This is a genomic window from Pseudomonas sp. PNPG3 (assembly GCF_023093815.1).
In the GTDB taxonomy this organism is placed as follows: Bacteria; Pseudomonadota; Gammaproteobacteria; order Pseudomonadales; family Pseudomonadaceae; genus Aquipseudomonas; species Aquipseudomonas asiatica.
On the sequence record NZ_JALLKV010000002.1, the window covers coordinates 241,626 to 263,354 of the forward strand.

The following is a 21,729-nucleotide window of genomic DNA, read 5'->3' on the forward strand; positions in this document are numbered from 1 at the left end:
AGATACAAGCAGCCGAACGCGGGGTTGTCCAAATTTCAGGCTTTTTCTTGTGGGCCACTTCTTGTAGTTTTACAGGTCGTTTACCCAGGGAGCTGAACATGCAAGGCAAGGCACGCAAGATCGTCCAGGCCATCCTTTACGAGGCCATCGCCGTCGCCTGCGTGGCGCCCGCGCTGGAGCTGGCGTTTGGTGCCGGCATGGCGCAGTCGACCGTGCTGTCGGTGCTGATGTCGGGCATCGCGATGAGCTGGAACATGGCCTACAACTGGGTGTTCGAACGCTGGGAAGCGCGCCAGCACCGGCGTGAGCGCACGTTCCTGCGGCGCCTGCTGCATGCGCTGGGCTTCGAGGGCGGGCTGGTGCTGATCCTGCTGCCGCTGGTGGCGTACTGGCTGGATGTCAGCCTGTGGGCGGCGTTGCTGACCAACCTGGCGTTGTTCGTGTTTTTCTTCGTTTATGCGTTTGTCTTCCAGTGGGGCTTCGACAAGGTATTCGATGTGCCGCTTTCGGCGCAGCAGGCCAAGTGTTGACTTTGTGCTGCGCTACCGGCTAAGTTCCTACCCCATGAAAACTTTCCAGCACGTCAACGCCATTATTATTACCGCCATTATCAGTTTGGCGGGCTAGCGCGTACGTGCACCGAACCCGCCCTGGAGGCGGGTTTCTTCTCTCTGACTCCTGGGCAACGTGAACACAGCCAAGGAGTCATCGATGACCAGCTTCGTCAGCCCTCGTTCTACCGTCACCCCCCAGCAACTGCTGTCGGAGCAGGTGCGGCGCATTCTTGCCGCCCCGGTGTACGACCTGGCCATCGAAACGCCTTTGCAAGCTGCGCCTGCGTTGTCTGCCAGCCTGGGCAACCAGGTATTGCTGAAGCGGGAAGACCTGCAGCCTACCTTTTCGTTCAAGATCCGCGGTGCGTATACCCGCCTGTCACGGCTGAGTACCGTGCAGCGCGAGCGCGGGGTGATCACCGCCTCTGCGGGCAACCATGCCCAGGGCGTGGCCCTGGCGGCATCGCACCTGGGCATGAAGGCCACCATCGTCATGCCTACCACCACGCCGTCGCTGAAGGTGGAGGGTGTACGCTCGCGCGGTGGTCATGTAGTACTGCACGGCGAGAGCTTCCCCCATGCCTTGGCCCATGCGCTGAAACTGGCCGACAGCGAAGGCGCCACCTTCGTGCCACCGTTCGACGACCCGGATGTGATCGCCGGGCAGGGCACCGTGGCCATGGAAATCCTGCGCCAGCGCCCGGGTGCGCTGGACGCCATCTTCGTGCCAGTGGGCGGTGGTGGTCTGATTGCGGGTATTGCCGCTTATGTGAAGTACCTGCGCCCGGAGGTGAAGGTGATCGGCGTCGAGCCGGAGGACTCCAACTGCCTGCAGGCTGCCATGGCGGCCGGTGAGCGGGTGATCCTGCCGCAGGTCGGCACCTTCGCAGATGGCGTGGCGGTAGCGCAGATCGGCGCCCATTGCTTCGAGTTGTGCCGGCACTTCGTTGATGAAGTGGTGACCGTGAGCAGCGACGAGCTGTGCGCGGCGATCAAGGACATCTACGACGATACCCGCTCGATCACCGAGCCGTCAGGCGCCCTGGCCGTGGCGGGGATCAAGAAATATGTGGCGCGCGACGGCGTGCAGGGGCAGACCCTGGTGGCCATCGACTCCGGGGCCAACGTCAATTTCGACCGCCTGCGCCATGTGGCCGAGCGTGCCGAACTGGGCGAGCAGCGCGAGGCGATCATCGCTGTCACCATTCCGGAGCAGCCGGGCAGCTTCCGCGCCTTCTGCCAGGCCCTGGGCAAGCGGCAGATCACCGAGTTCAACTACCGCTATTACCCTGGCAAGGAGGCGCGGCTGTTCGTTGGGGTGCAGACACACCCACTACACGACCCGCGTGAGCAGTTGCTGGCCAGCCTGCGTGAGCAGGGCTACAGCGTGCTGGACCTGACCGACAACGAACTGGCCAAGCTGCATGTGCGCCATACCGTTGGCGGCCATGCCGCGCCCGGGGCTGACGAGCGGGTGCTGCGCTTCGAATTCCCCGAGCGCCCGGGGGCTTTGCTGGGCTTTCTGGAGCGGCTTGGCAAGCGCTGGAATATCAGCTTGTTCCATTACCGCAATCATGGCGCGGCAGAAGCACGGGTATTTGCGGCGCTGGAAGTACCGGGGGATGAGTTGGCGGGGTTGCCGCTGGCGCTGGATGAGATGGGGTACCGGTACTGGGATGAGACCGACAACCCGGCGTACAAGCTGTTCCTGGGTTGATACGCAAACCTCACTCAGCCTGTACGGGCCTCTTCGCGGGCACGCCCGCTCCCACAGGGACGGCGCATGGCTTGAGGTTGTCGCTGTACCTGTAGGAGCGGCCTTGTGTCGCGAAAGGGCCGCGAAGCGGCCCCTGGGTTTCAGCACTTGTGCATGAATTGCCGGGGCTGCTTCGCAGCCCATCGCGACACAAGGCCGCTCCTACAAGGTTTTGTGTGTGCCGGTAGAGGGTGCTCAGCGCTCACGCATGAAGAAGCCGGCGACGAATTTGCGGAAGGTTTCCAGGCTCTTGAAGTCGGCGTAGCGCTTGAAGTTCTCGGTATCCGGTTCGGGGCCGATGGGCTGCTCCAGCAACGATACCGACAACACCCGGTCCTGGTCCGAGGTCATTACCAGTTCGTCCATCACCTGGCCACCGATCACCGGCCGGCGCATCTGCACTTTCACGCCTTTGCCGGCCATCCAGTCGACCAGCGACACCAGGGCCTTGAGCGGCTCGCGTTCTTCATCGCGGTAAACCGGGAACAGATGAGCACGCGATAGCACCGGCACGCTGGCCACATGGATCAGTTCGTAGTAATGGCTGCCGGCACTGGTCGGTGAATAGAGCATCAGCGCCAGCAATGGCCCGCTGGTGCGGTTGCCGCCCCAGTAGAGGTGGTGCCCCTGGAAGTCGAAGCCGTCTTCACTTCGGTTGTTGAACAGCTTGCGTCCCTTGATCTGGTCCACGCAATCCAGCAGCAGGCCGTGGCGGCGGTGGTTGCCGAACACCGTGGCTTCACGCAGGCGGGACTTGAGCATCATCATGTGCTTCATGTCCAGGCGGGTTTCCAGGTAGTTGCTTGCGGGCACCCGTTCCAGCAGCGGATAGCGGCTGGCAACGCTGCGCAACTCGGCAAACTGCCCGGTCAGGTCCTTTTTCAGGTGCGTGGCATACAGGTTCAGGCCGCTGGTCTCGATCCAGGTCAGCAACAGTGACAGCAGGCGCTGTTGTTCACGCCGTTCGCTGCCGTCGCCACCACTGCCGGTGGTGCTGCTGCGGAAATCACCAATCAGGCGCAACGGTGTGTCGGGCGGTAGCCAGGCAGCAGGTGGCGCGGGGTCGTTCTCGCGCTCGGTCGCTTCGCGCTCGTCCTTGGTGAACGGGCAGCCAGGCGCGTGTTCGGCAGTTCCCGGGTTGTTCTTGAGAAACAGCGTACCGGTGCTGCCGTTGAGGGTGACATTCAGCACCGGCAAGGCATCGTTGCGGCAATCGCAGGCCAGCCACTGGTTGGCGTTGCGCACCTTCATCAGCAACTGGTTGGCCTGCAGCAGGCGCGGGCCGGTGAGGCTGCCGGTGGCAAAGCCGACCAGCAGCTCTTCTTCTGCAGGGGTCAGGCTACGGACCTGTGCGGCGGTTTTGTCGATGATTCGCATGAAGCAGCTCCCAGCTACGAGCCCCAAGCTTCAAGCAAAGTGGCGCCGCTTTCAACTTACTGCGCAGTGCCAGCGAACATCTTCGCAGCACGGGCGCGAATTTCATCGGGGGTCAGGTCCTCCTTGTGGGTGGAAACGAACCAGATGTTGCCGAATGGGTCTTTCAGGGTGCCGCTGCGGTCGCCGTAGAACTGGTCCGTCACCGCACGCAGCTGGGTGGCGCCGGCCGTCAGGGCCTGGGCATAGACCTTGTCGCAGTCCTCGACATACAGGTGCAGGCCTACGCTGGCGCCGCCGAGCTTCTGGCTGGCGGTGAGGCCGCCTTCCATGTCGCAGGGGTCGCCCAGCATCAGCGACGAATCGCCGATTTTCAGCTCGGCATGGCCAACGCGGCCGCCAGGGGCATCGAGGCGGAACATTTCCACCGCGCCAAAGGCCTTCTTGTAGAACTCGATGGCCTTGGCGGCGTCGTTGATGGCCAGGTAAGGCGTAATGCTGTGCTGGCCTTCGGGAATGGGTTTGGCTGCCATGTTCGACTCTCCTTGGAAGTGGGCGCCGGTTGGCGCCCTTTTGCTTAGAGTCGTTTGCGCAGATGGAAAATCGACAGGGGTGATAGATCGATTCTCTATAAGCGTGGCGGTCAGAAGATGTAGTCGGTGGTCAGGAAGGTCGACTGCCGGTTGCGAATGATCTCGCTGATCAGTTCCTTGTTGGCCTCCTGGAAGCGCGTCGCGACCAGCGTGCGGATAGAGAACACTCGCAGGGCGTCGTGTACCGACAGGGTGCCTTCGGCGCTGTTCTTACGGCCGTTGAACGGGTAGGTGTCGGGGCCGCGCTGACATTGCGCATTGATGTTGATGCGCCCGACCTGGTTGGCAAAGATGTCGACCAGGCTGCCGATGGTCGCCGGGTCATTGCCGAACAGGCTCAGTTGCTGGCCGTAGTCGGAGTCCAGCACATAGTCGATCACCGTCTGCAGGTCGCGGTAGGGCACTACCGGCACCAGCGGGCCGAACTGCTCCTCGTGGTACACGCGCATGTCGCTCTTCACCGGGTACAGCACGGCGGGGTAGAAGAACGAGCCACGGCTATGCCCGCCGCGTTCGTTGAGCACCCGGGCGCCCTTGGCGGTGGCATCAGCGACCAGGCCATCGAGGTAATCGACCTTGCCGGGCTCGGGCAGCGGCGTCAGCGCCACGCCTGGCTCCCAAGGCATGCCAGGCTTGAGCGCGGCCAGCTTGCGCTGGAACTTGTCGAGGAACGCATCGACCACATCCTCGTGCACGAACAGGATCTTCAGCGCCGTGCAGCGTTGGCCATTGAACGACAGCGCACCGGTGACGGCCTCTTCGACGGCGTTGTCGAGGTCCACCTGGGGCAGCACGATGCCCGGGTTCTTGGCATCCAGCCCCAGCGCGGCGCGCAGCCGGTGCGGGCGCGGATGCAGCTTCTTCAGGTCGCTGGCGGCCTTGTGCGTGCCGATGAAGGCGAACACATCGACCTTGCCGCTGGCCATCAGCGCGCTCACCGTTTCCCGGCCACGGCCGTAGATGACGTTGATCACCCCCGGCGGGAAGCTGTCGCGGAAGGCTTCGAGCAACGGCCGAATCAGCAGCACGCCGAACTTGGCCGGCTTGAACACCACGGTGTTGCCCATGATCAGCGCCGGGATCAGCGTGGTGAAGGTCTCGTTCAGCGGGTAGTTGTATGGGCCCATGCACAGGGCCACGCCCAGCGGTGCTCGGCGGATCTGGCCGAGCGTGCCCTGTTCCAGCTCGAAGCGGCTGGAACGGCGGTCGAGGTCCTTGAGGGCGTTGATGGTATCGACGATGTAGTCGCAGGTGCGGTCGAATTCCTTTTCCGAGTCCTTGAGGTTCTTGCCGATTTCCCACATCAGCAGCTTGACCACGGCCTGGCGCTGCTCGCGCATGCGCGCCAGGAAGGTTTCGACATGCTGGATTCGCTCGGCCACGCGCATGTTCGGCCAGGCGCCACGGCCTTTGTCGTACGCCTGCACGGCGGCATCGAGGGCGGTGAGCGCGGTGTCGGCATCGAGCAGTGGAGCGCTGCCCAACACCACCTGGTGCTCATCGTCGCCTTCCTTGAGCCAGACCGGGCTACGCACTGTGGCCAGTGGGCCGTCCCACCGCCTGAGCTCACCGTTCACCAGGTAGTCGCGTTGTTCCAGGGGGGCTTCCAGGCGCCAGGTTTCCGGGATGTCCTCGGCGCTGGGGAAGAGTGAATCGAGCAGACGGTCCATGGGTACTGCACCTCACATTGCTGGGTGGGTTTCGAGCTGGGTGAAACGCTTCAGCAGCGAGCATGCACCGCTCGCCGGAAAAACACCAGTCTGGCTTAACATGACCACCCGCGCCTGCCTGTTGGACAGGCAGGCAACGGTATCCCTGTCAAAGCGGGAGGTTGAACAGGTCATAGGGTGGGTGCGTCAACCATTGCTGGCGCAGGGCCGGGTCTGCGTCGATCAGGGCCAGGCGCCGCCAGAACTCTGCACGGGCTTGCCGTGGGCGGGACACGAACGGTTCAAGTTCAAGCAAGGGCCTGAGGTCGCGCCGATACTGCAGCGGCAATCGCTGCCACAGGGCCAGTTCGGCCGGGCCGGTCTGTTCGAAGAATTCCAGGTAGTCGCCTTCGCACACCAGCAGGTCCACCTGGTGCATCGCGTTGTAGGCCTCGATCTGCGCAAGCACTGGTGAACCCAGCCATTCGCTTTCCAGGCGCAGGGCGTTTGCGACTGGCCGTGGTACGTTGAAACCGTCAGGCAGCCGCAGCAGCTGGTTGTCGCCAATGTCCAGGATGATGGGCTCGATCATCTGGTCCAGGCCTTGCGGCAATTCGCTTAGCGCACAGTCGTTCAGGAACAGCGTCCTCAGGTAGGCCAGCCCGCGCAGGTCCGGGGCCTCTAGCAGCGGGTTGCCCGAAAGGTCCAGCACGCTGAGCCCGGGGTAGCGGTCCAGGGCCTGCTGGGCCTGGGTACTCCAGGTGATGCGGTTGCCTTCCAGGTCCAGCCAGGCGAGCTGCTCAGGGCTGCCCAGGTGGGGCACGGTGTCGAACCGACAGTCGGTCAGCAGCAGGCGATTGAGGTTGGGGAAGCGTTCGTGGAATTCGGCCGGCAACTGGCTGAGCGAAGGGTTGTAGCTGAGCGACAGGTGCTGCACATGGGTGAAGTCGTCCGGCAAGGCCAGGCTGGCCAAGGCCTGGTTGTCTAGGTCCAGGCCGGAAAGGTCCAGGCTGTGCAGGCGGCCACCCCCTTCAAGCGTTATTGTCGACAGCCGTCGCCAGGCGTTGAGGATGGGGCGGATGGCCAGATGCCGCTGGTGAGGGCGCTGCGGATCGGGCCGGGCCCATTCATGCAGGTCGCGGCGCAGAGTTTCCAGACGCTGCTGCAGGTCATGCAGGCGCTGTGTGGGTGAGCGAATGTCATCGACGTACAGGTTGTCCTCGTCGTTGCCTAGCCAGTTTTCGAATTCCCAGTCGGTGGCGTCAGGGAACAAGCGGCGATAAGCCCCGGCCAGGGAGCTTGCCAGGCGCGGCTGAGGCGGTTCGGGGTCAAGCGGCCGACCGCCGCGCAAGTTGCCCATGGGCTTGCGCAACAGCGCGCGGTGCCCCCAGAGCCGTTGGGCGAGTACCTCTCTGTGCTGGTCGACCCAACCCAGTACGCGCTGGCGTAGCGAGCTGCCATCGGCCGTCGTGATGCCCAGCGTATCGCGATGCGGGCGCGGCAGTGCCTGCTCGATGGCGCGGCAGAGGTCTGGATCAAGCGGTGCAGGTGCAGGGCGCTCGCCCCGGTCGACCTCATAGCCTTCGACCGATTTGATCACGCGGCGCAGGGTGCCGGCCTGTTCGCGGCCGACATGCTCCAGCAAAGGGCCTATGGGGCTTGCACCATGCAGCTCCAGGCGCAGGTCCGCGGGCCAGTCGGGCATGGCATCCAGGGCGCTGAACAGCAAGCGTTCGCTGTCGCTGCTGGCCCGGGCTGGCTGAAGCACACCTTCCAGTGCACGTACCAGCGGCAGCTCGCTGTGCACCTGCTCCAGCAACTGGCGAACCTGTGTGGGCAACTGACTGTGCTCTTGCCAGGCGAACGTTTCGGCCTCGCTCAGCGGCGCCAGCAAGCGTCTGGCCAAGGCAGGGGACAGCCGCGCATAGGCGTCGAGCAGCTTCTGCGTTGCCGGGGTGGCGGGCGCGCTGCCATTGTAGAACCGCTCGAACAGGCCTGGCGGGGCTTTGTCGGCCAACGCCTCTACCTCGGCCTGTGCCGTCATGCGTTGCAGGGTATCGAGCAACAGCGGGGGCGTTGGTTGGCCTTCCAGGTGCACCCGGCGCAAGCGCGCGGCGTCGATGCCGCAGAGGCGCCCTGCCTTGGCCAGCTGTTCTGGTGTGAACGCGGTATACGCCTCGCCAAGACGGCGCGCCAGCTTCGCGAATGGCCACTGGCCGGGCTGTTCATGCTGGCCGCGCCAGGCACCTTGGGCATTGTGCGCTAGCGGTGGCTGCCAGGCATCGGGCGTGTCGGGGTGAATGGCCCGCCATTGCTGCAAGTTGTGGTCAAAGCGTTGTTCGAAGAGCTGGCCGTCCATGCGGATGAAATACCGGCCCTGGTACAGGTACTGGCCAAGTGCATTGGGCTGCAGGGTTTGCGGCAGTGTCACGGCACTGCGGTAGGGGGTGAGGTCTTCATTCCAGAGCCGGTAGCGCCCGTCGCTGCCGCGTACCTGCTGCAGGCTTTCCATCAACGGGCTGTTGAACAGCTTGGGTACCACCTTGCCCGCCGCCACGAAGCCGCCGATCAGGGCCAGGTTCAGGCCGACCGCCTCCAGGTGGCGCAGCGCCAGGTGACGGTCGCCTTCATGCCAGGCCTGGTAGCCTTCGAAGGCCTCGCCGAGCAGTTGGCAGGCCGTGACGGCCAGCATCAGGGTGCCTGCACCTGGAATGAAGAACGCGGCAATATTCAGTGCATCCAGGCCAAGGTTTTCCCACTCATCCAGGCGCCTGGCCCGCGCGTTGGCATCGGCCATCGCGGTGGGGACCGCCAGCAGGCTGGCTTCGTGCTTGAGGCGGGCCAGGTGCAGGTCCTGGTAATGGCCGAAAGGCTCGGCTGTGATAGCCACGCGTGTGGGACGCAGGTCCGCTTGCGCTGCGCGCTGCCAAGGGCGTTCATAGGCAGTATTGCCTGTGGCGTCGAGGTTCTGCTGCAACAGGTCCAGAAAGTGCGTGCGCTGGTCCTGCCTGATGTAGGCCGTGAAGGCTTGGCGGGCATCGGGCTCCAGCAGCAAGGTCGCCAGCGTGTCGTGTACCGCGTCCAGGTTGCTGCATTGGCGCAGGGCCGGGTCATGGCCGGGCAGATACAGCGCCAGCCCCGCACCGCCGGCATCGATCAGCATGACCTCGTGCAGGGGCGTGCCGAACAGCGCCAGTTGCCAGCACTGTACGGTGCCACCCCGCAACAGCCGTTCGATCTGGTCAAGGGTGCTGCCATCAAGCAGGTGCCGCATATAGGCAAGGTCGGCCGCCAGGCGCAGGCGGTCTTTCTGCACCCTGATGGCCAAGCCCCGTGTGGCGGGTTGGGCGAGGTGCTGTTCCAGGTGGGCCTGGTAAGCCTTGCCCAGGTCCAGGTCACGGCACAGGGTGGCGAAAGCGGCCGGTTCGAGTGGCAGCCGTTCCACCTGATAGTGCTCCGACTGCAATGGAAAGTGTGCAACGGGTACTTGCATGCCGACAGGGACGGCGCCTTGTATCTGAATCGGCGTGACGTGAATGTTATCGCCCAGGGCAATGGCACTTTCAGCTGTGAACACCTCGTCGCTGGCGAAGTTCTGCAGCGCGGCCTGCAGCAGGTTGTCGCGTCGATGGCTTGATAGATAGCGCAGGGCGGCCCAGTGCCAGCTACGCTTGACCCGCAATAGCTGGCTATTGCGCAACTGCGCGTGAAAGCCGTGTTCGGCAAGACGCCGTTGCAGCAATGGTTCTGCGAACTCTGTGATTTGTTGCAGGCCTTTGAGTGAGTTGGCCAAGGCTGCTTGCGCCTGCATCAGGCGCGCCTGGCTGGCGCACGCTGCTTCACGCAGGTCGGGGGCAGCATTGGCGAACCAGTCCTGCCTCTTCCACGGGGCGACCTGGGTTTGCTTCAACGCGGCCCACTGATTGGGCGTTACCTGGCGAGCCCAGTGCGGCAGCTGCGCCTGAAGTAGGGGTTGATGGGGGTTGATGGCTGGCATGTCGACGCTCCTTTCAGGCAAAGGGGGCATCAAACGTCAATTCCAGACAGGCGAGTGGTAATGGGATAACGCGGCTTGGATCTATCGATGGAAATTCGCTGTCTGAATCGGTCATTCATGCAGGGAATTTGACGTCATGAAACTTTACATGGCGTGAGGAAGCTTTAAGGAAATGCAATCAAAGTGCCACTTGATAAAGTGTTTGGGCGCACCTTAAATTGTTAGTTGACATGGGGGCTTCTGGATAATTTCAGAATATCAACATGATACGTGCTTTTTACTGAGTTGCTGTCCTTTTCCGATTGACCATGCTGTGTCTCAAAGGACGTCGAAGAAGAAATGAAAGCGACCTTGACGGCAGCGGCGAGGAGACTCGTCTCGCCCTCCATACGCTACGAAATCAGACACCTGGCCAGCAAGGTGTCAGAAGTGATGGCGCGTGCCTGTTTCTGGCGCTGGGAAGTCGCCAGGTTCAGGTTGCAGCAGGAAAGCCCCTACGAAATCATCTATATAGGCCGGAAGCAGCAACGGGAAATGGCCAAGTTGCTGATTGCCGGCAAGGGTTCGGGCAATGCTGCAATTGTTGACAGCGCAAGCGCGACGGTAGCAGCCAACCACGTGGTGGTGGTCAGTGAAATGCCGACGTCGGGGGCATTGTCGGTACCGCATTACCTGAGCGCCGTGGTGCCGCTGGGGCGCTCGCTGGAGGATATAACCGCGCGCTACGACAGCGAGTTGCGGCGCAGCATCCGCAAGAACCGGCCGCTGTACCAGATGCGCCAGGCCCGCTCGGATGACGAGATCGCCATGGCCGACCGCAACCTGCTGCGCCCTTATGCCAGCGCCAGGCAAGGTATCCATGCCGCGCAGTTTCCCACTGAAGAAGTGTTCCGCATTGCCAGGGGCGTCGGTCGGCTCGACTTGATCACCTTGGGCGATGAAGTGATTGGCTGCCACCTGGGCTGTGAAGTGGTGCGTGGTGGCAAGCGTTATTGGAGCACCCTGCGTTTCGGCTATTGCGAGGCGGTGTTCACCGATGCGCGGAAGTTGCGCGAGGTAAATTCGATCACCACCTTCATGGCCCTGGAGTGGGCACTGGAGCAGGGCTTCGACTATTACGATATCGGCCTTTGCCTGGCGCGCCCGGATGACGGTTTGTTGAAGTGGAAGCGCCGCCGCGGTGGCGATATCGACTCGCTGGGTAACCATGCCTACCTGTTTGTCCGCTTGCCCAGAACCGGCACGGCGAAGTTCCTCTGGGACACTCCGATGTTCGCGGTCGAAGACGACAAGCTCACGCTGCACCTGGGGTTGCCCGAGGGCGCGAGTGACGAGGAAGTTGCCAGCCGCTACCAGGAAATGGTGTTTGGCGGCCTGCACAAGATCTACTTCTATGGGGGCAACGGTACGGGCGAAACGTTCGTGGAAAGCCTGCGTCACCGTTACGCCAACCTGCCGTCACCACCCACCATGGAAAGGGTCATGTGCAGCTGAGCGGTTGCCAGGATGCGTTGATCTGGCGCCTTGCGCCAGGCTTTTGACCTTGTGATCAAGGGAGGACGCTTCATGGGAAGCGACATCTCGAAGTTCAGTGCATCGCCTGCGGCCAGGCAGCACACCTGGACCCTGGCCGCCTACCGCTACATGGCGCGCAAACGGCTAGGCAGGAACAGCGGCATCGACCTCAAGAGCGTGGCGGACAAAAGTTGGGACATTGCCCCGGGGGAAGTCACGGTTTCGCCCCCGGCCGTTTTCCTGCCAGGCCAGCTGGAGCGAGTAACGGGGTGGGAAGGCAAGCGTTTCTATCCCTACGTGCACCCTGCGCGCACCATGGAAGGCGGCATCAGCACGCTGCAAGGGCCAACCCGGGGCTACCTGATCAAGGAGGTATGGCTGGTCGACGGGGCGTTGTACAAGGGCAAGGCCAGCCATTGGCTGTCGTTGAAGCCGGGCCCCTTTCCGAGCATCGTCGTGGAAAATGAAATCGACCGCGCGGCCATCTATTGCACGCAAAACGGCAACACGTGGTTCGGTACCTGGCTGATGGAGGATTGTCCGACCTATGCGCTGGCCTGTAACGAAGGCATACCGGTAACCACCGCGCCCTCGGCCAGATTCCCGCTGTTTGCCCAGGCCCCGGCCTATGAAGACTGGCTGGAAATGAACCCGCTGCGCCTGCGCAGTGCGTTTTTCCGTGAGCTGGTGCTGTTCGATGACCAGGCCAACAACCGCAGCCGGCATGCCCGCTACCGGGCCATGGGCGACAAGTTGTTGTCGCATGTGCCGCATGCGCCACACCCGGGGGTGTTCCTGCTGCGTGGTGGAGATGGTGACCTGCGCCTGCTGCGCAATGAGCTGGCGCTGGCGGAGCATTTGCGCGCCACCCGCGGTTTTCGCATCGTCAACCCGCTGAAGTCCGATGTGCCGAGTATCGTCGCGGCCTGCGCCGGGGCGAGGGTGGTAATCGGTGTGGAGGGTAGCCAGCTGGTGCATGGGGTCAACGTACTGCAGGCCGGTGGTTGCCTGCTGACGTTGCAGCCGCCCAATCGGTTTGTCAGCTACTACAAGTACCTGACGGACCGAGACCACCAGCATTTCGGCTTTGTAGTCGGGATACCGGACGGCGATGGTTTCACGATCGATGTCGGCGAAGTTGAGCGGACGCTAGACCTGTTTCCGCGATAGGCGTGTAGTATTCAGGCGCATGGCAGCGGCGAGCGGGGTGAGGGATGATCGAGGTATCACGGTTCTGGCGCGACCCGGCGTTGCCCTTTGTCGAGGCCCGGCGGGTAGGGGACGGGCGCCAGGTGTGCTACGCCGCGCATTCCCATGAGAGCTTTTCCATCGGAGTGATAACGGGTGGGCGCAGCTCCTATCTGTACGGTGACCAGTGCATAGAGGTGGCTGCTGGTACCACGGTGCTGATGAACCCAGGTGTGGTGCATGCCTGCAACCCCATCGACGGGGAACACTGGTCCTACCTGATGATGTTCGTCGATATGCCTTGGTTGCAGGCGCTGGGGTTCACCTTGCCGGCCCGGCCCTGGAGTAGCTCGCCGGTGTTGTACCGGAGCCTGTTGCAGGCCTTTGCCGACCTGTTCGACGCCGGCGTGCCAGACCGGGAAGGGCGCCTGGCGGCGCTGTTTGGCGCACTTCCAGGTTTGCTTGGCGGCGATGCCAGCGTCAACGACGAGGGCAACCCACGACTGGACACGGCGGCAGCGTTCATTCGCGCCCATCGTGGCGACCCGCTGAGCCTGGACGACATCTGCGCGGCGTGCGGCCTGTCGCGTTCCTACCTGATTCGCGCGTTCCGCCAACGCTTCGGCCTGACGCCGCATGGTTACCTGCTCGACCAGCGCGTGCAGCTGGCCAGGGCGCAATTGCGTCAGGGCCGGGCTATTGCCGAGGTTGCACAGGAGGCCGGGTTTGCCGACCAGGCGCACCTGCAGCGGGCCTTCAAGCAGCACCTGGCGGCGACACCGGGCCATTACCGCAATGCATTCGGCTGAATTGCCATTTTTGGCGGTGGTGGCCCTATCGCCGGCAACCCAGCTCCCACAGGTACTGCGCAGGCCTTGAGGGCAGCGATAGGGTCGGTGCAGCCAGGCTCAAATGACCAGATAGACCGCACTGCCCACGAGCAGCAGCGCCAAGCCCCGATTCAGCAGGCGCATGTGCCGTGGGTTGCCCAGATACTGGCGAACCACGCTCCCGGCCCACGCCCAGCTGGCCACTGAAATGAAGCAGATCGGCCCGTAGATCCAGGCAAACAGCCACAGCAGCTGCTGCTCACCGCCGGTATAGGCACCAACCCCGGCCACCGCTGCCAGCCATGCCTTGGGATTGAGCCATTGCATCGCCGCGCCGTGCCAGGCCGAGGGAGCCTGGGTGGGATGGGCACTGCCCAGTTGCCCATCGTCGCTGGCCAGCTTCCATGCCATGTACAGCAGGAACGCCACGCCGCCCCAGTGCAAAATCAGGCCCAGCAAAGGCCAGCGCAGCAACAATTGATGCAGGCCCAGCCCGACCAGCACCAGCAGCAGGCAGAAGCCCAGCGTGGCGCCAGCCACATGTGCCAGGCTGGCACGCAGGCCATGGCGGGCACCGCTGCCCAGCGCAACGATGTTGACCGGGCCGGGGGAGATCGAGGCCGCAAGTGCGAAAGCGGCCATGGACAGGGACAGGCTCATGAGGGGGATCCGTTTGGTTGAGGTGGGCCTTCATGCTCGGGCATTGACAGCCTGCGGTATTGAAGAAAAGTACCTCACGCACGGCCAGCGCATTTTTGTGTAGGAGCGGCCTTGTGTCGCGATCGGGCCGCAGAGCGGCCCCAGCTGTTGGTGCAGCGCTCCTGAAACCTGGGGGGCGCTGTGCGGCCCGTTCGCGACACAAGGCCGCTCCTACAAGGTTGTTACAGGTTTTGTAATAGTTTTGCGCTATTACGGAAAGCTGCTGAGCTTGTAGGATCATTTTCCCAATTTGCTAACAAGGTCTATATGAGCACCTTCGCGGAGCCCCCCAGTCCCCGGTCTTCCCGGCCTTCTTTCATCCGTCCTCGTGACGCTGCCCTCGTGAGTACCCGCTAATGGAATGGCTAGCCGACCCCACGGCCTGGCTGGGCCTGTTGACGCTTATCGTCCTCGAGCTGGTGCTGGGTATCGACAACCTGGTGTTCATCGCCATCCTCGCCGACAAACTGCCGCCGCATCAGCGCGACCGCGCACGGGTCATTGGCCTGAGCCTGGCGTTGATCATGCGCCTTGGCCTGTTGGCCAGTATCTCGTGGATGGTCACCCTGACCGCGCCGTTGTTCGAGGTGTTCGAAAAGAGCTTCTCGGGCCGCGACCTGATCATGCTGTTCGGTGGCGTGTTCCTGCTGTTCAAGGCCACCATGGAGCTGCACGAACGCCTGGAAGGCCACGTGGCCCAGGCCAGCGGCACGGTACGCCACGCTGCGTTCTGGCCGATCGTCGCGCAGATCGTGGTGCTTGATGCGGTGTTCTCGCTGGACGCGGTGATCACCGCGGTGGGCATGGTCGAGCAGTTGTCGGTGATGATGATCGCGGTGATCTTCTCGATCGGCATCATGATCGTTGCCAGCAAGCCGCTGACCCGCTTCGTCAACGCCCACCCCACGGTGATCATGCTGTGCCTGGGCTTCCTGATGATGATCGGCTTCAGCCTCACCGCCGAAGGCCTGGGCTTCCATATCCCCAAAGGCTACCTGTACGCGGCCATCGGCTTCTCGATCCTGATCGAGCTGTTCAACCAGCTGGCCCGTGCCCGCCGCAAGCGCAGCCTGCAGCAGCACCGGCCGCTGCGTGAGCGCACCGCGCATGCCGTGCTGCGCCTGCTGGGTGGCCGCCGGGTCGAGGCTGACGAGGTGGGCGAGGAAATCGCTGACCTGGTCGAAGGCGGTGAGGAGCAGGTGCTGTTCGACCGCCGTGAACGGGTGATGATCAGTGGCGTGCTGAACCTGGCCGAGCGGCCTATCCGCACGGTGATGACCGCCCGCGCCGAGGTCGATGTGATCGACCTGGCGCAGCCGGCCGACGCCATTGCCCAAGCCCTGGCCAATTCGCCGTACTCGCGCCTGCCGCTGATCCGCGATGGCCGCGTGGACGAGCCACTGGGCTTCGTGCACAAGAAGGAACTGCTCAAGGAGCTGCTGTCGGGCAACCAGCCCGATCTGGAAGGCATGGCCCGAGTACCGCTGAACCTGCTGGAGAGCTTCAGCATCCTCAATGCCCTGGAGCAGATGCGAGGCCAGTCGACGCACATTGCTTTCGTCGTCAACGAGTTCGGTGACTTTACCGGCCTGCTGACCATGACCGATATCCTGGAGTCGATTGCCGGCGAGTTGCCGGATGCCAGCGAGGTCGAAGGCCCGGGCATCGTTCAGGAAGGTGAAGGCTTTGTGGTCAGCGGCGCGTTGAACCTGAGCCAGGTGCAGGCACGTACCGGCTTCTGCGCCCGCGCCACCGAGGACTACCAGACCCTCGCGGGCCTGGTAATGAGCCTGCTCGACCGCCTGCCTATGGTTGGTGACCGCCTGGCCTGGAATGGCTGGACGCTGACCGTGGAGGCGGTCGAGGAGCGGCGGGTGCGTCAGGTTCGGCTTACACCGAACGGCGACGTTGACGCAGCAGGTGCTTGAAACCCTCGATCACCAGTACCAGCACCGCGGCCCAGATCGGAAGGTAGGTCAGCCACTGATCCGGGCCGATGGTTTCGCCCAGCAACAGCGCAACGCCTACCAGCAGCACTGGCTCGACGTAGCTGAGCAGGCCGAACAGGCTGAAAGGCAGCAGGCGGCTGGCCAGCACGTAGGCGATCAGGGCCGAGGCGCTGATCGCCCCGAGGATCGGGATCAACGCATACAGCCCAGGGTGTGCCTGCAGATCCGCAGGGGAAAGCGGACCCTGGATCACGAAATACAGCGCCCATGGCAACAGCAGGCACATGTCGCACCACAGGCCGCCCAAATGGTCGGTGCGGCAGCGCCTGCGCAACACGAAATAGATCGGGTAGCCGATCGTCACCACCAGGGTTTCCCAGGCGAAACTGCCATGCTGATACAGCTCGTGGCCCACGCCCAGAGCAGCGCAGGCCACGGCCACCTTCTGCAGGCGTGACAGGCGCTCGCCATACACCAGCCGCCCGGTCAGGACCATGGCCAGCGGCAGCAGGAAATAGCCCATCGACACTTCAAGGCTGCGCCCGTGCAGGGGCGCCCAGAGGAACAGCCACAGCTGCACGCCCATCAGCCACGATGTGCCGACCATGCCCAGCAACAGCAGCGGCGTATGTTTTACCCGGGCGAGCAGTTCGCCCACCCGTTTCCAGTCTTTCGAGACAAGCATGAACAGGGTCAGGCAGGGCAGCGTCAACAGGGTGCGCCAGCCAAAGATCTCCTCGCCATCGAGCGGCGTGAGCAGAGAGGTATAGAAGTACATCACGGCGAACAGACAGGACGCCATGACCGACGAAAGAATGCCTTTTGACACGAATGCCTCGAATAGGGAATTGAGCAGGTGGATCAGCCGCGCATGATCTCAGGGGGCGCGGCTTGCGGCAACCGCGACGCAGCCGGGCGTGCGGCCAGCGCTTCGAGGAACTGGGCAGCCGGCATGGGCCTGGCGAACAGGTAGCCCTGCTGGAAGTCCACCTCATGACGGGCCAGGTAGTCGCGCTGGGCTTCTGTTTCCACGCCCTCGGCAACGATGCCCAGGCCCAGCTTGGCCGATAGCTCGATGATGGTCTCGAGGATGTGCACCGACAGCGCATCGCCACCGATCATGGCGACGAAGCTCTGGTCGATCTTCAGGTAATCGACCTTGAACTGGCGCAGGTAGTTGAGGCTTGACTGGCCGGTGCCGAAGTCGTCCAGGGCGATCTTCACACCCATGGCGTCGAGCTTCTCGAACAGTTCCAGGGCCACCGGCGTGGGCTCGATCAGCTTGCGCTCGGTCAGCTCCAGGGTCAGCACCACCCGGCCTGGCGGGAAGTGCTGGAGGAAGGTTCGGCAATCGTCCAGCAGGCTGAAGTCGCGGCAGTGGTCGGCGGTGATATTGACGCCGATATGGAAACCGTCCTCCAGCAGCCCGGCAAAGGGTGCCAGGCTCTGCGCGGTGTGCATCATCAGCGCACGGGTCATGGCGACGATCTGCCCGCTGTGTTCGGCGTAGGGGATGAACAGGTCGGGGCGCACCAGGCCTTCGCGCGGGTGGTTCCAGCGCATCAGCACTTCGGCGCCGGCCCAGCGGTAGTCGCCCTTGCGCACTACCGGCTGGAAGTACGGCAGGAACTCGTCGGCCTCCAGGGCCCGGCGCAGTTCGGCACGGGGCGAGGTGGCGCGGCGAACCTGCCAGCGGCACACCAGGCCGGCCACCGCGCCCAGTATCAGCAGCAGACCGAACAGGGCGGGATAGTGGCTGCGCCACAGCTGGCCCTGCTTGTCGGCGCCGTAGCCGCCATGCACGCTGAACGGGTAACGGGTCGAGCCCAGCTGCACATTCGCGCTGGCCGCGGCAGGGGGCACGCCCTTGTGCACGATGCCATCCTTGCCCAGCCAGGCATCGCCCACGCGGATCTGCAGCTCTTCATCGGGGCCGATCAGGCGCAGCGCCGTCAGCAGGTGTTCGCCATCGACCGTACTGATCGCGCCGCGGTCGCCATCGCTGGCCCGATACACCAGCAGCGGGTGGCCCGGTGTGACCGAGTTGCCGTCCATCAGCCACAGCTTGCCGTCGATGTAGTCGCCGGGGTTGACCGGCTCGTCGAATGCGCCGAACAGCGAGGTGCAATAAAGGGCGTTGTGCCGGAACAGGTTGGTCGAGCGTACGAAGGCGTTGCGCGTGACCTGGGCGCGCAGCATGAGCTGGACCTCGTCGCACGGGCTGTCGACAAGCGGCAGCAGAGCATGGGCAGCGCTGGACAGATTATCGAGAATGCGCTCGACGTGCTCCACCACCTGGCGGGTGGTAGCCTGGCTGCTGGCGTGCATTTCACGCTCGATCTGCCAGTTCATCACGGCCAGGCCGCATGCCACGGGCAGCACGCCGACGACCCAGGGCAACAGGGTGCGCCAGCCGAGGCCGGCGCGGCGTTTGACGGTAAGGGGCATGCTGACCTGATCTGTATAAAGGATTACGAGAGGATAGCCGCTTGTCGGAACCGGTGAGCAACTAAAGGGCGACAAACCATTTTACGCAATGTAGAATCCATTTACGAATACAACAATAAGGTCCTTCGATGCCGAAGGATCAAGCCCGCCGAGAATGGGTCCATATGACATACCATGGGTTCAAGCTGATAATAGGTGATTTCCTCGCCCGCAGCGTGCGGGGTATCCCGTGCTCCCCGCCGTTTCCGTTCCACATCCCACGCAATCAATAATCTTTCGCTGCAGATGAGGACACGAACATGGCTGATATCTTCGACAATCCGATGGGCCTGATGGGCTTTGAATTCATCGAACTGGCTTCGCCGACCCCTGGCGTACTCGAGCCGGTATTCCAGATGCTGGGCTTCACCAAGGTCGCTACCCACCGTTCCAAGGATGTGCACCTGTATCGCCAGGGTGACATCAACCTGATCCTGAACAACGAACCCAAGAGCATCGCCTCGTACTTCGCTGCCGAACACGGCCCGTCGGTATGCGGCATGGCGTTCCGCGTGCGCAATGCCCATGAGGCCTATGCCCGCGCCCTGGAACTGGGCGCCCAGCCGGTGGAAATCGAAACCGGCCCGATGGAACTGCGCCTGCCGGCGATCAAGGGCATCGGCGGTGCGCCGCTGTACCTGATCGACCGTTTCGAGGAAGGCAGCTCGATCTACGATATCGACTTCGAGTTCATCGAGGGTGTGGACCGCAACCCGGTGGGTGCCGGCCTGAAGATCATCGACCACCTCACCCACAACGTTTATCGCGGGCGCATGTCGTACTGGGCCGGCTTCTACGAGAAGCTGTTCAACTTCCGCGAAATCCGCTATTTCGACATCAAGGGTGAGTACACCGGCCTGACTTCGCGTGCCATGACCGCACCGGATGGCATGATCCGCATCCCGCTGAACGAAGAATCGTCCAAGGGCTCCGGGCAGATCGAAGAGTTCCTGATGCAGTTCAACGGCGAAGGCATCCAGCACGTCGCCTTCCTGACCGATGACCTGCTCAAGACCTGGGACGCCCTCAAGGGCTTCGGCATGCGCTTCATGACTGCACCGCCGCAAACCTACTACGAGATGCTCGAAGAGCGCCTGCCAGGTCATGGCGAGCCGGTCGACCAGTTGAAAGCACGCGGTATCCTCCTCGATGGTGCCTCCCAGCCTGACGACAAGCGCCTGCTGCTGCAGATCTTTTCCGAGACCCTGCTCGGCCCGGTGTTCTTCGAGTTCATCCAGCGCAAGGGGGATGACGGCTTTGGCGAAGGCAACTTCAAGGCCCTGTTCGAATCCATCGAGCGCGACCAGGTACGTCGTGGTGTGCTGAGCACCGAGTAACCCCAGGGTACCGCCGTCACGATTCGATGGCGGCGGTATCAACCCTTCTTCTTGCCCGAAATGGTCAGGCCCAGGTACATGATGAACATGCTGGCGACCCCGACCAATACCAGCGAGGGCAGTACCTGATGCAGGGATAGGCGAAACTCCTGGGTGGCGTACCCTTTGGGGTAACCGCCGATCACCACGTAACCATATTTCTGGGAAACCGATCGCTCGGTGAATTCGGCCTGGGAGGGGCGTTGTGCGTCGCGGCTGTCTCCCTCGCTCCAGATATACAGGTCGCTGAATTCCAGAAGCAGTGTCAGGCCGTCCTGGAAAGCACGCAGTTCGTCACGCAGCTGCCGACCGTACGCTGTTGCGATTATCCCAGGGTCGCTGTTCGGTCTCTGGACTTTGATGATCGCCGCGTTAGGCGACGATGGAGCGTCGAATGCCAGCTCTGTCTGCCGTCCGGACAGGGCAAAAGCCGAGTTGTACGCCAAAGGGTCCATGTCCGTCGCACAATACGCTTGTTGGTCGCGGGTGAGTATCAGTGAGCGAAGGTGCGGGCTGTTGGCGACTCTCTGCTCCAGCGTACCAAGCACTTCGTCACAGGGCTTGCCTGCCAATGGCAGGATCAGGTCCAGATCGCCTTCCATGCGGCCCAGTGCCTGGTCGATGCTGAAAATCGCCTCTTGAACAGAAACCTTGGCATTCTCCTCAAGTTTTCTATCCAGTTGATAGTTCATCATCAGTAACCCGGACAGTACCGGTATTGCGCCGATGGACAATATCAACAGTAACTTCCGCCAGTTGATGCCGAGACTCGGTATTGCTGCCATAGGACCGCCGCTCCGTTGAACCTTGCTGTTCGGGTTGAACAGGTCAACGCTGATCCTATGTGCTTGATGATGCTCCGGCTGTAGGCCAAAAGTGTTGCGGTTTTACAGAAAAGCAGAACCTCGTTGTCAGCCTCGCTTCAGCCTGGCGAGCACTTTTTCGGCCAACTGGGCCGTGGAGGCCGGGTTCTGCCCGGTGATCAGCCGATCATCGGCCACCACGAACGGCTGCCACGGGTCTTCATGCTTGCTGTAGGTACCACCGCGGGCACCCAGCTCGGTTTCCGTCAGGAAGGGGACCACCTTGTCCAGTTCGACGAGTTTCTCCTCGGTATTGGAGAAGCCGGTCACCTGACGGTCCTTGAGCAACAGGCTGTTGTCGCTGAGCTTGATGTTCAGCAGGCCGACAACGCCATGGCAAACCGCCGCGACAATGCCCTTGTGCTCGTACACCCGGCGGGCCAGCTCTTGCAGCGGCTGGTTGTCAGGAAAGTCATACATCACTCCGTGCCCGCCGGTGTAGTAGATGACGCTGTACTCTTCTGCCTTCACCTGGCCAGGGCTCAAGGTGTTGCCCAGGCGGGTCATGAAGCGCTTGTCGTCATACCACAGCCAGTCCAGGTCGGGCGCCATCTGCAAGCTATGCGGGTCGACAGGGACGTAGCCGCCCAGCGGGCTGACATAATCGACCTCGTAACCGGCTTTTTCGACTTTTTCGACAAAGTGCACCGCTTCCCCCAGCCACAAGCCGGTCGCCCGCTTGAGGGTCGGATACTTGGCTGTATTGGTCAGCACCACCAGCATTTTCTTGCTCATGACCACGCTCCCGTCGGCAACCTGAATGGGCCGTTGCTCCCCCGGCCCGAGGGAAAACCTAATGAGCATAGCTCTCAGGTGCCGGTACGCCATATTGCGTGGCGTGTGTTGTGCTAACGTGAACCACATTCACGCAGCGCCCGTACTTTTTCTGAATCATGCTG

Annotated in this window: 16 protein-coding genes; 7 read left to right on the plus strand and 9 right to left on the minus strand. The window is 62.8% G+C overall.

Annotated elements, in window-relative coordinates:
• The first annotated feature begins 98 nt into the window (after positions 1 to 98).
• Entirely contained in the window at positions 99 to 530 is a 432-nt protein-coding gene (locus MJ643_RS03150; protein ID WP_003259966.1) for a PACE efflux transporter, read from the plus strand.
• A 181-nt stretch (positions 531 to 711) separates the two neighbouring features.
• Positions 712 to 2,271, plus strand: a complete 1,560-nt coding sequence (gene ilvA, locus MJ643_RS03155; protein WP_015270558.1) for a threonine ammonia-lyase, biosynthetic — start codon at positions 712 to 714, stop codon at positions 2,269 to 2,271.
• A gap of 234 nt (positions 2,272 to 2,505) precedes the next feature.
• Here the strand turns inward: ilvA and MJ643_RS03160 are convergent, their stop codons facing one another.
• From MJ643_RS03160 to MJ643_RS03175, 4 genes are all read right to left on the minus strand, one after another.
• Entirely contained in the window at positions 2,506 to 3,687 is a 1,182-nt protein-coding gene (locus MJ643_RS03160) for a hypothetical protein (protein WP_013972831.1), read from the minus strand.
• A gap of 56 nt (positions 3,688 to 3,743) precedes the next feature.
• Positions 3,744 to 4,217, minus strand: a complete 474-nt coding sequence (locus MJ643_RS03165) for a VOC family protein (protein WP_024087208.1) — start codon at positions 4,215 to 4,217, stop codon at positions 3,744 to 3,746.
• A gap of 110 nt (positions 4,218 to 4,327) precedes the next feature.
• A complete protein-coding gene (locus MJ643_RS03170) occupies positions 4,328 to 5,947 on the minus strand; it encodes an NADP-dependent glyceraldehyde-3-phosphate dehydrogenase (protein ID WP_024087207.1) in 1,620 nt (539 codons plus the stop codon).
• Between the two features lie 148 nt (positions 5,948 to 6,095).
• Positions 6,096 to 9,923: a DUF6543 domain-containing protein gene (locus tag MJ643_RS03175; RefSeq protein WP_024087206.1), complete on the minus strand. Its 3,828-nt coding sequence runs from the start codon at positions 9,921 to 9,923 to the stop codon at positions 6,096 to 6,098.
• A 339-nt stretch (positions 9,924 to 10,262) separates the two neighbouring features.
• On the opposite strand from MJ643_RS03175, the gene MJ643_RS03180 reads away from it, so the two are divergent.
• The 3 genes from MJ643_RS03180 (at position 10,263) to MJ643_RS03190 (ending at position 13,435) form a co-directional block, all read left to right on the plus strand.
• Positions 10,263 to 11,417, plus strand: coding sequence for a hypothetical protein (locus tag MJ643_RS03180; protein WP_024087205.1), 1,155 nt, complete (start codon positions 10,263 to 10,265; stop codon positions 11,415 to 11,417).
• A 72-nt stretch (positions 11,418 to 11,489) separates the two neighbouring features.
• A complete protein-coding gene (locus MJ643_RS03185) occupies positions 11,490 to 12,608 on the plus strand; it encodes a glycosyltransferase family 61 protein (RefSeq protein WP_024087204.1) in 1,119 nt (372 codons plus the stop codon).
• Between the two features lie 44 nt (positions 12,609 to 12,652).
• Positions 12,653 to 13,435 (plus strand): AraC family transcriptional regulator, encoded by a 783-nt coding sequence (locus MJ643_RS03190; RefSeq protein ID WP_013972825.1) that lies wholly within the window; start codon positions 12,653 to 12,655, stop codon positions 13,433 to 13,435.
• 99 nt (positions 13,436 to 13,534) lie between these two features.
• Here MJ643_RS03190 and MJ643_RS03195 read toward each other — a convergent pair whose 3' ends face one another.
• Positions 13,535 to 14,116 carry a LysE family translocator gene (locus MJ643_RS03195; RefSeq protein WP_013972824.1) on the minus strand — a complete coding sequence of 194 codons (582 nt, stop codon included), beginning with the start codon at positions 14,114 to 14,116 and terminating at the stop codon, positions 13,535 to 13,537.
• 395 nt (positions 14,117 to 14,511) lie between these two features.
• Between MJ643_RS03195 and MJ643_RS03200 the strand changes: the two genes are divergently transcribed.
• Positions 14,512 to 16,083, plus strand: a complete 1,572-nt coding sequence (locus MJ643_RS03200) for a TerC family protein (RefSeq protein ID WP_013972823.1) — start codon at positions 14,512 to 14,514, stop codon at positions 16,081 to 16,083.
• Here MJ643_RS03200 and rarD read toward each other — a convergent pair.
• Positions 16,046 to 16,933 (minus strand): EamA family transporter RarD, encoded by an 888-nt coding sequence (gene rarD, locus MJ643_RS03205; RefSeq protein ID WP_013972822.1) that lies wholly within the window; start codon positions 16,931 to 16,933, stop codon positions 16,046 to 16,048. The two genes, MJ643_RS03200 and rarD, sit on opposite strands and share 38 nt — an antisense overlap.
• Before the next feature lie 32 nt (positions 16,934 to 16,965).
• Positions 16,966 to 18,552 carry a cyclic diguanylate phosphodiesterase gene (locus tag MJ643_RS03210; RefSeq protein WP_013972821.1) on the minus strand — a complete coding sequence of 529 codons (1,587 nt, stop codon included), beginning with the start codon at positions 18,550 to 18,552 and terminating at the stop codon, positions 16,966 to 16,968.
• Between the two features lie 299 nt (positions 18,553 to 18,851).
• On the opposite strand from MJ643_RS03210, the gene hppD reads away from it, so the two are divergent.
• On the plus strand, positions 18,852 to 19,928 hold the full coding sequence (gene hppD, locus MJ643_RS03215) for a 4-hydroxyphenylpyruvate dioxygenase (protein WP_247726596.1): 1,077 nt from the start codon (positions 18,852 to 18,854) through the stop codon (positions 19,926 to 19,928).
• Between the two features lie 38 nt (positions 19,929 to 19,966).
• Here the strand turns inward: hppD and MJ643_RS03220 are convergent, their stop codons facing one another.
• A complete protein-coding gene (locus MJ643_RS03220; protein ID WP_023663070.1) occupies positions 19,967 to 20,752 on the minus strand; it encodes a CSS-motif domain-containing protein in 786 nt (261 codons plus the stop codon).
• Positions 20,753 to 20,878: 126 nt separating this feature from the next.
• A complete protein-coding gene (locus MJ643_RS03225) occupies positions 20,879 to 21,565 on the minus strand; it encodes a type 1 glutamine amidotransferase domain-containing protein (protein WP_015270546.1) in 687 nt (228 codons plus the stop codon).
• Positions 21,566 to 21,729: the final 164 nt, after the last annotated feature.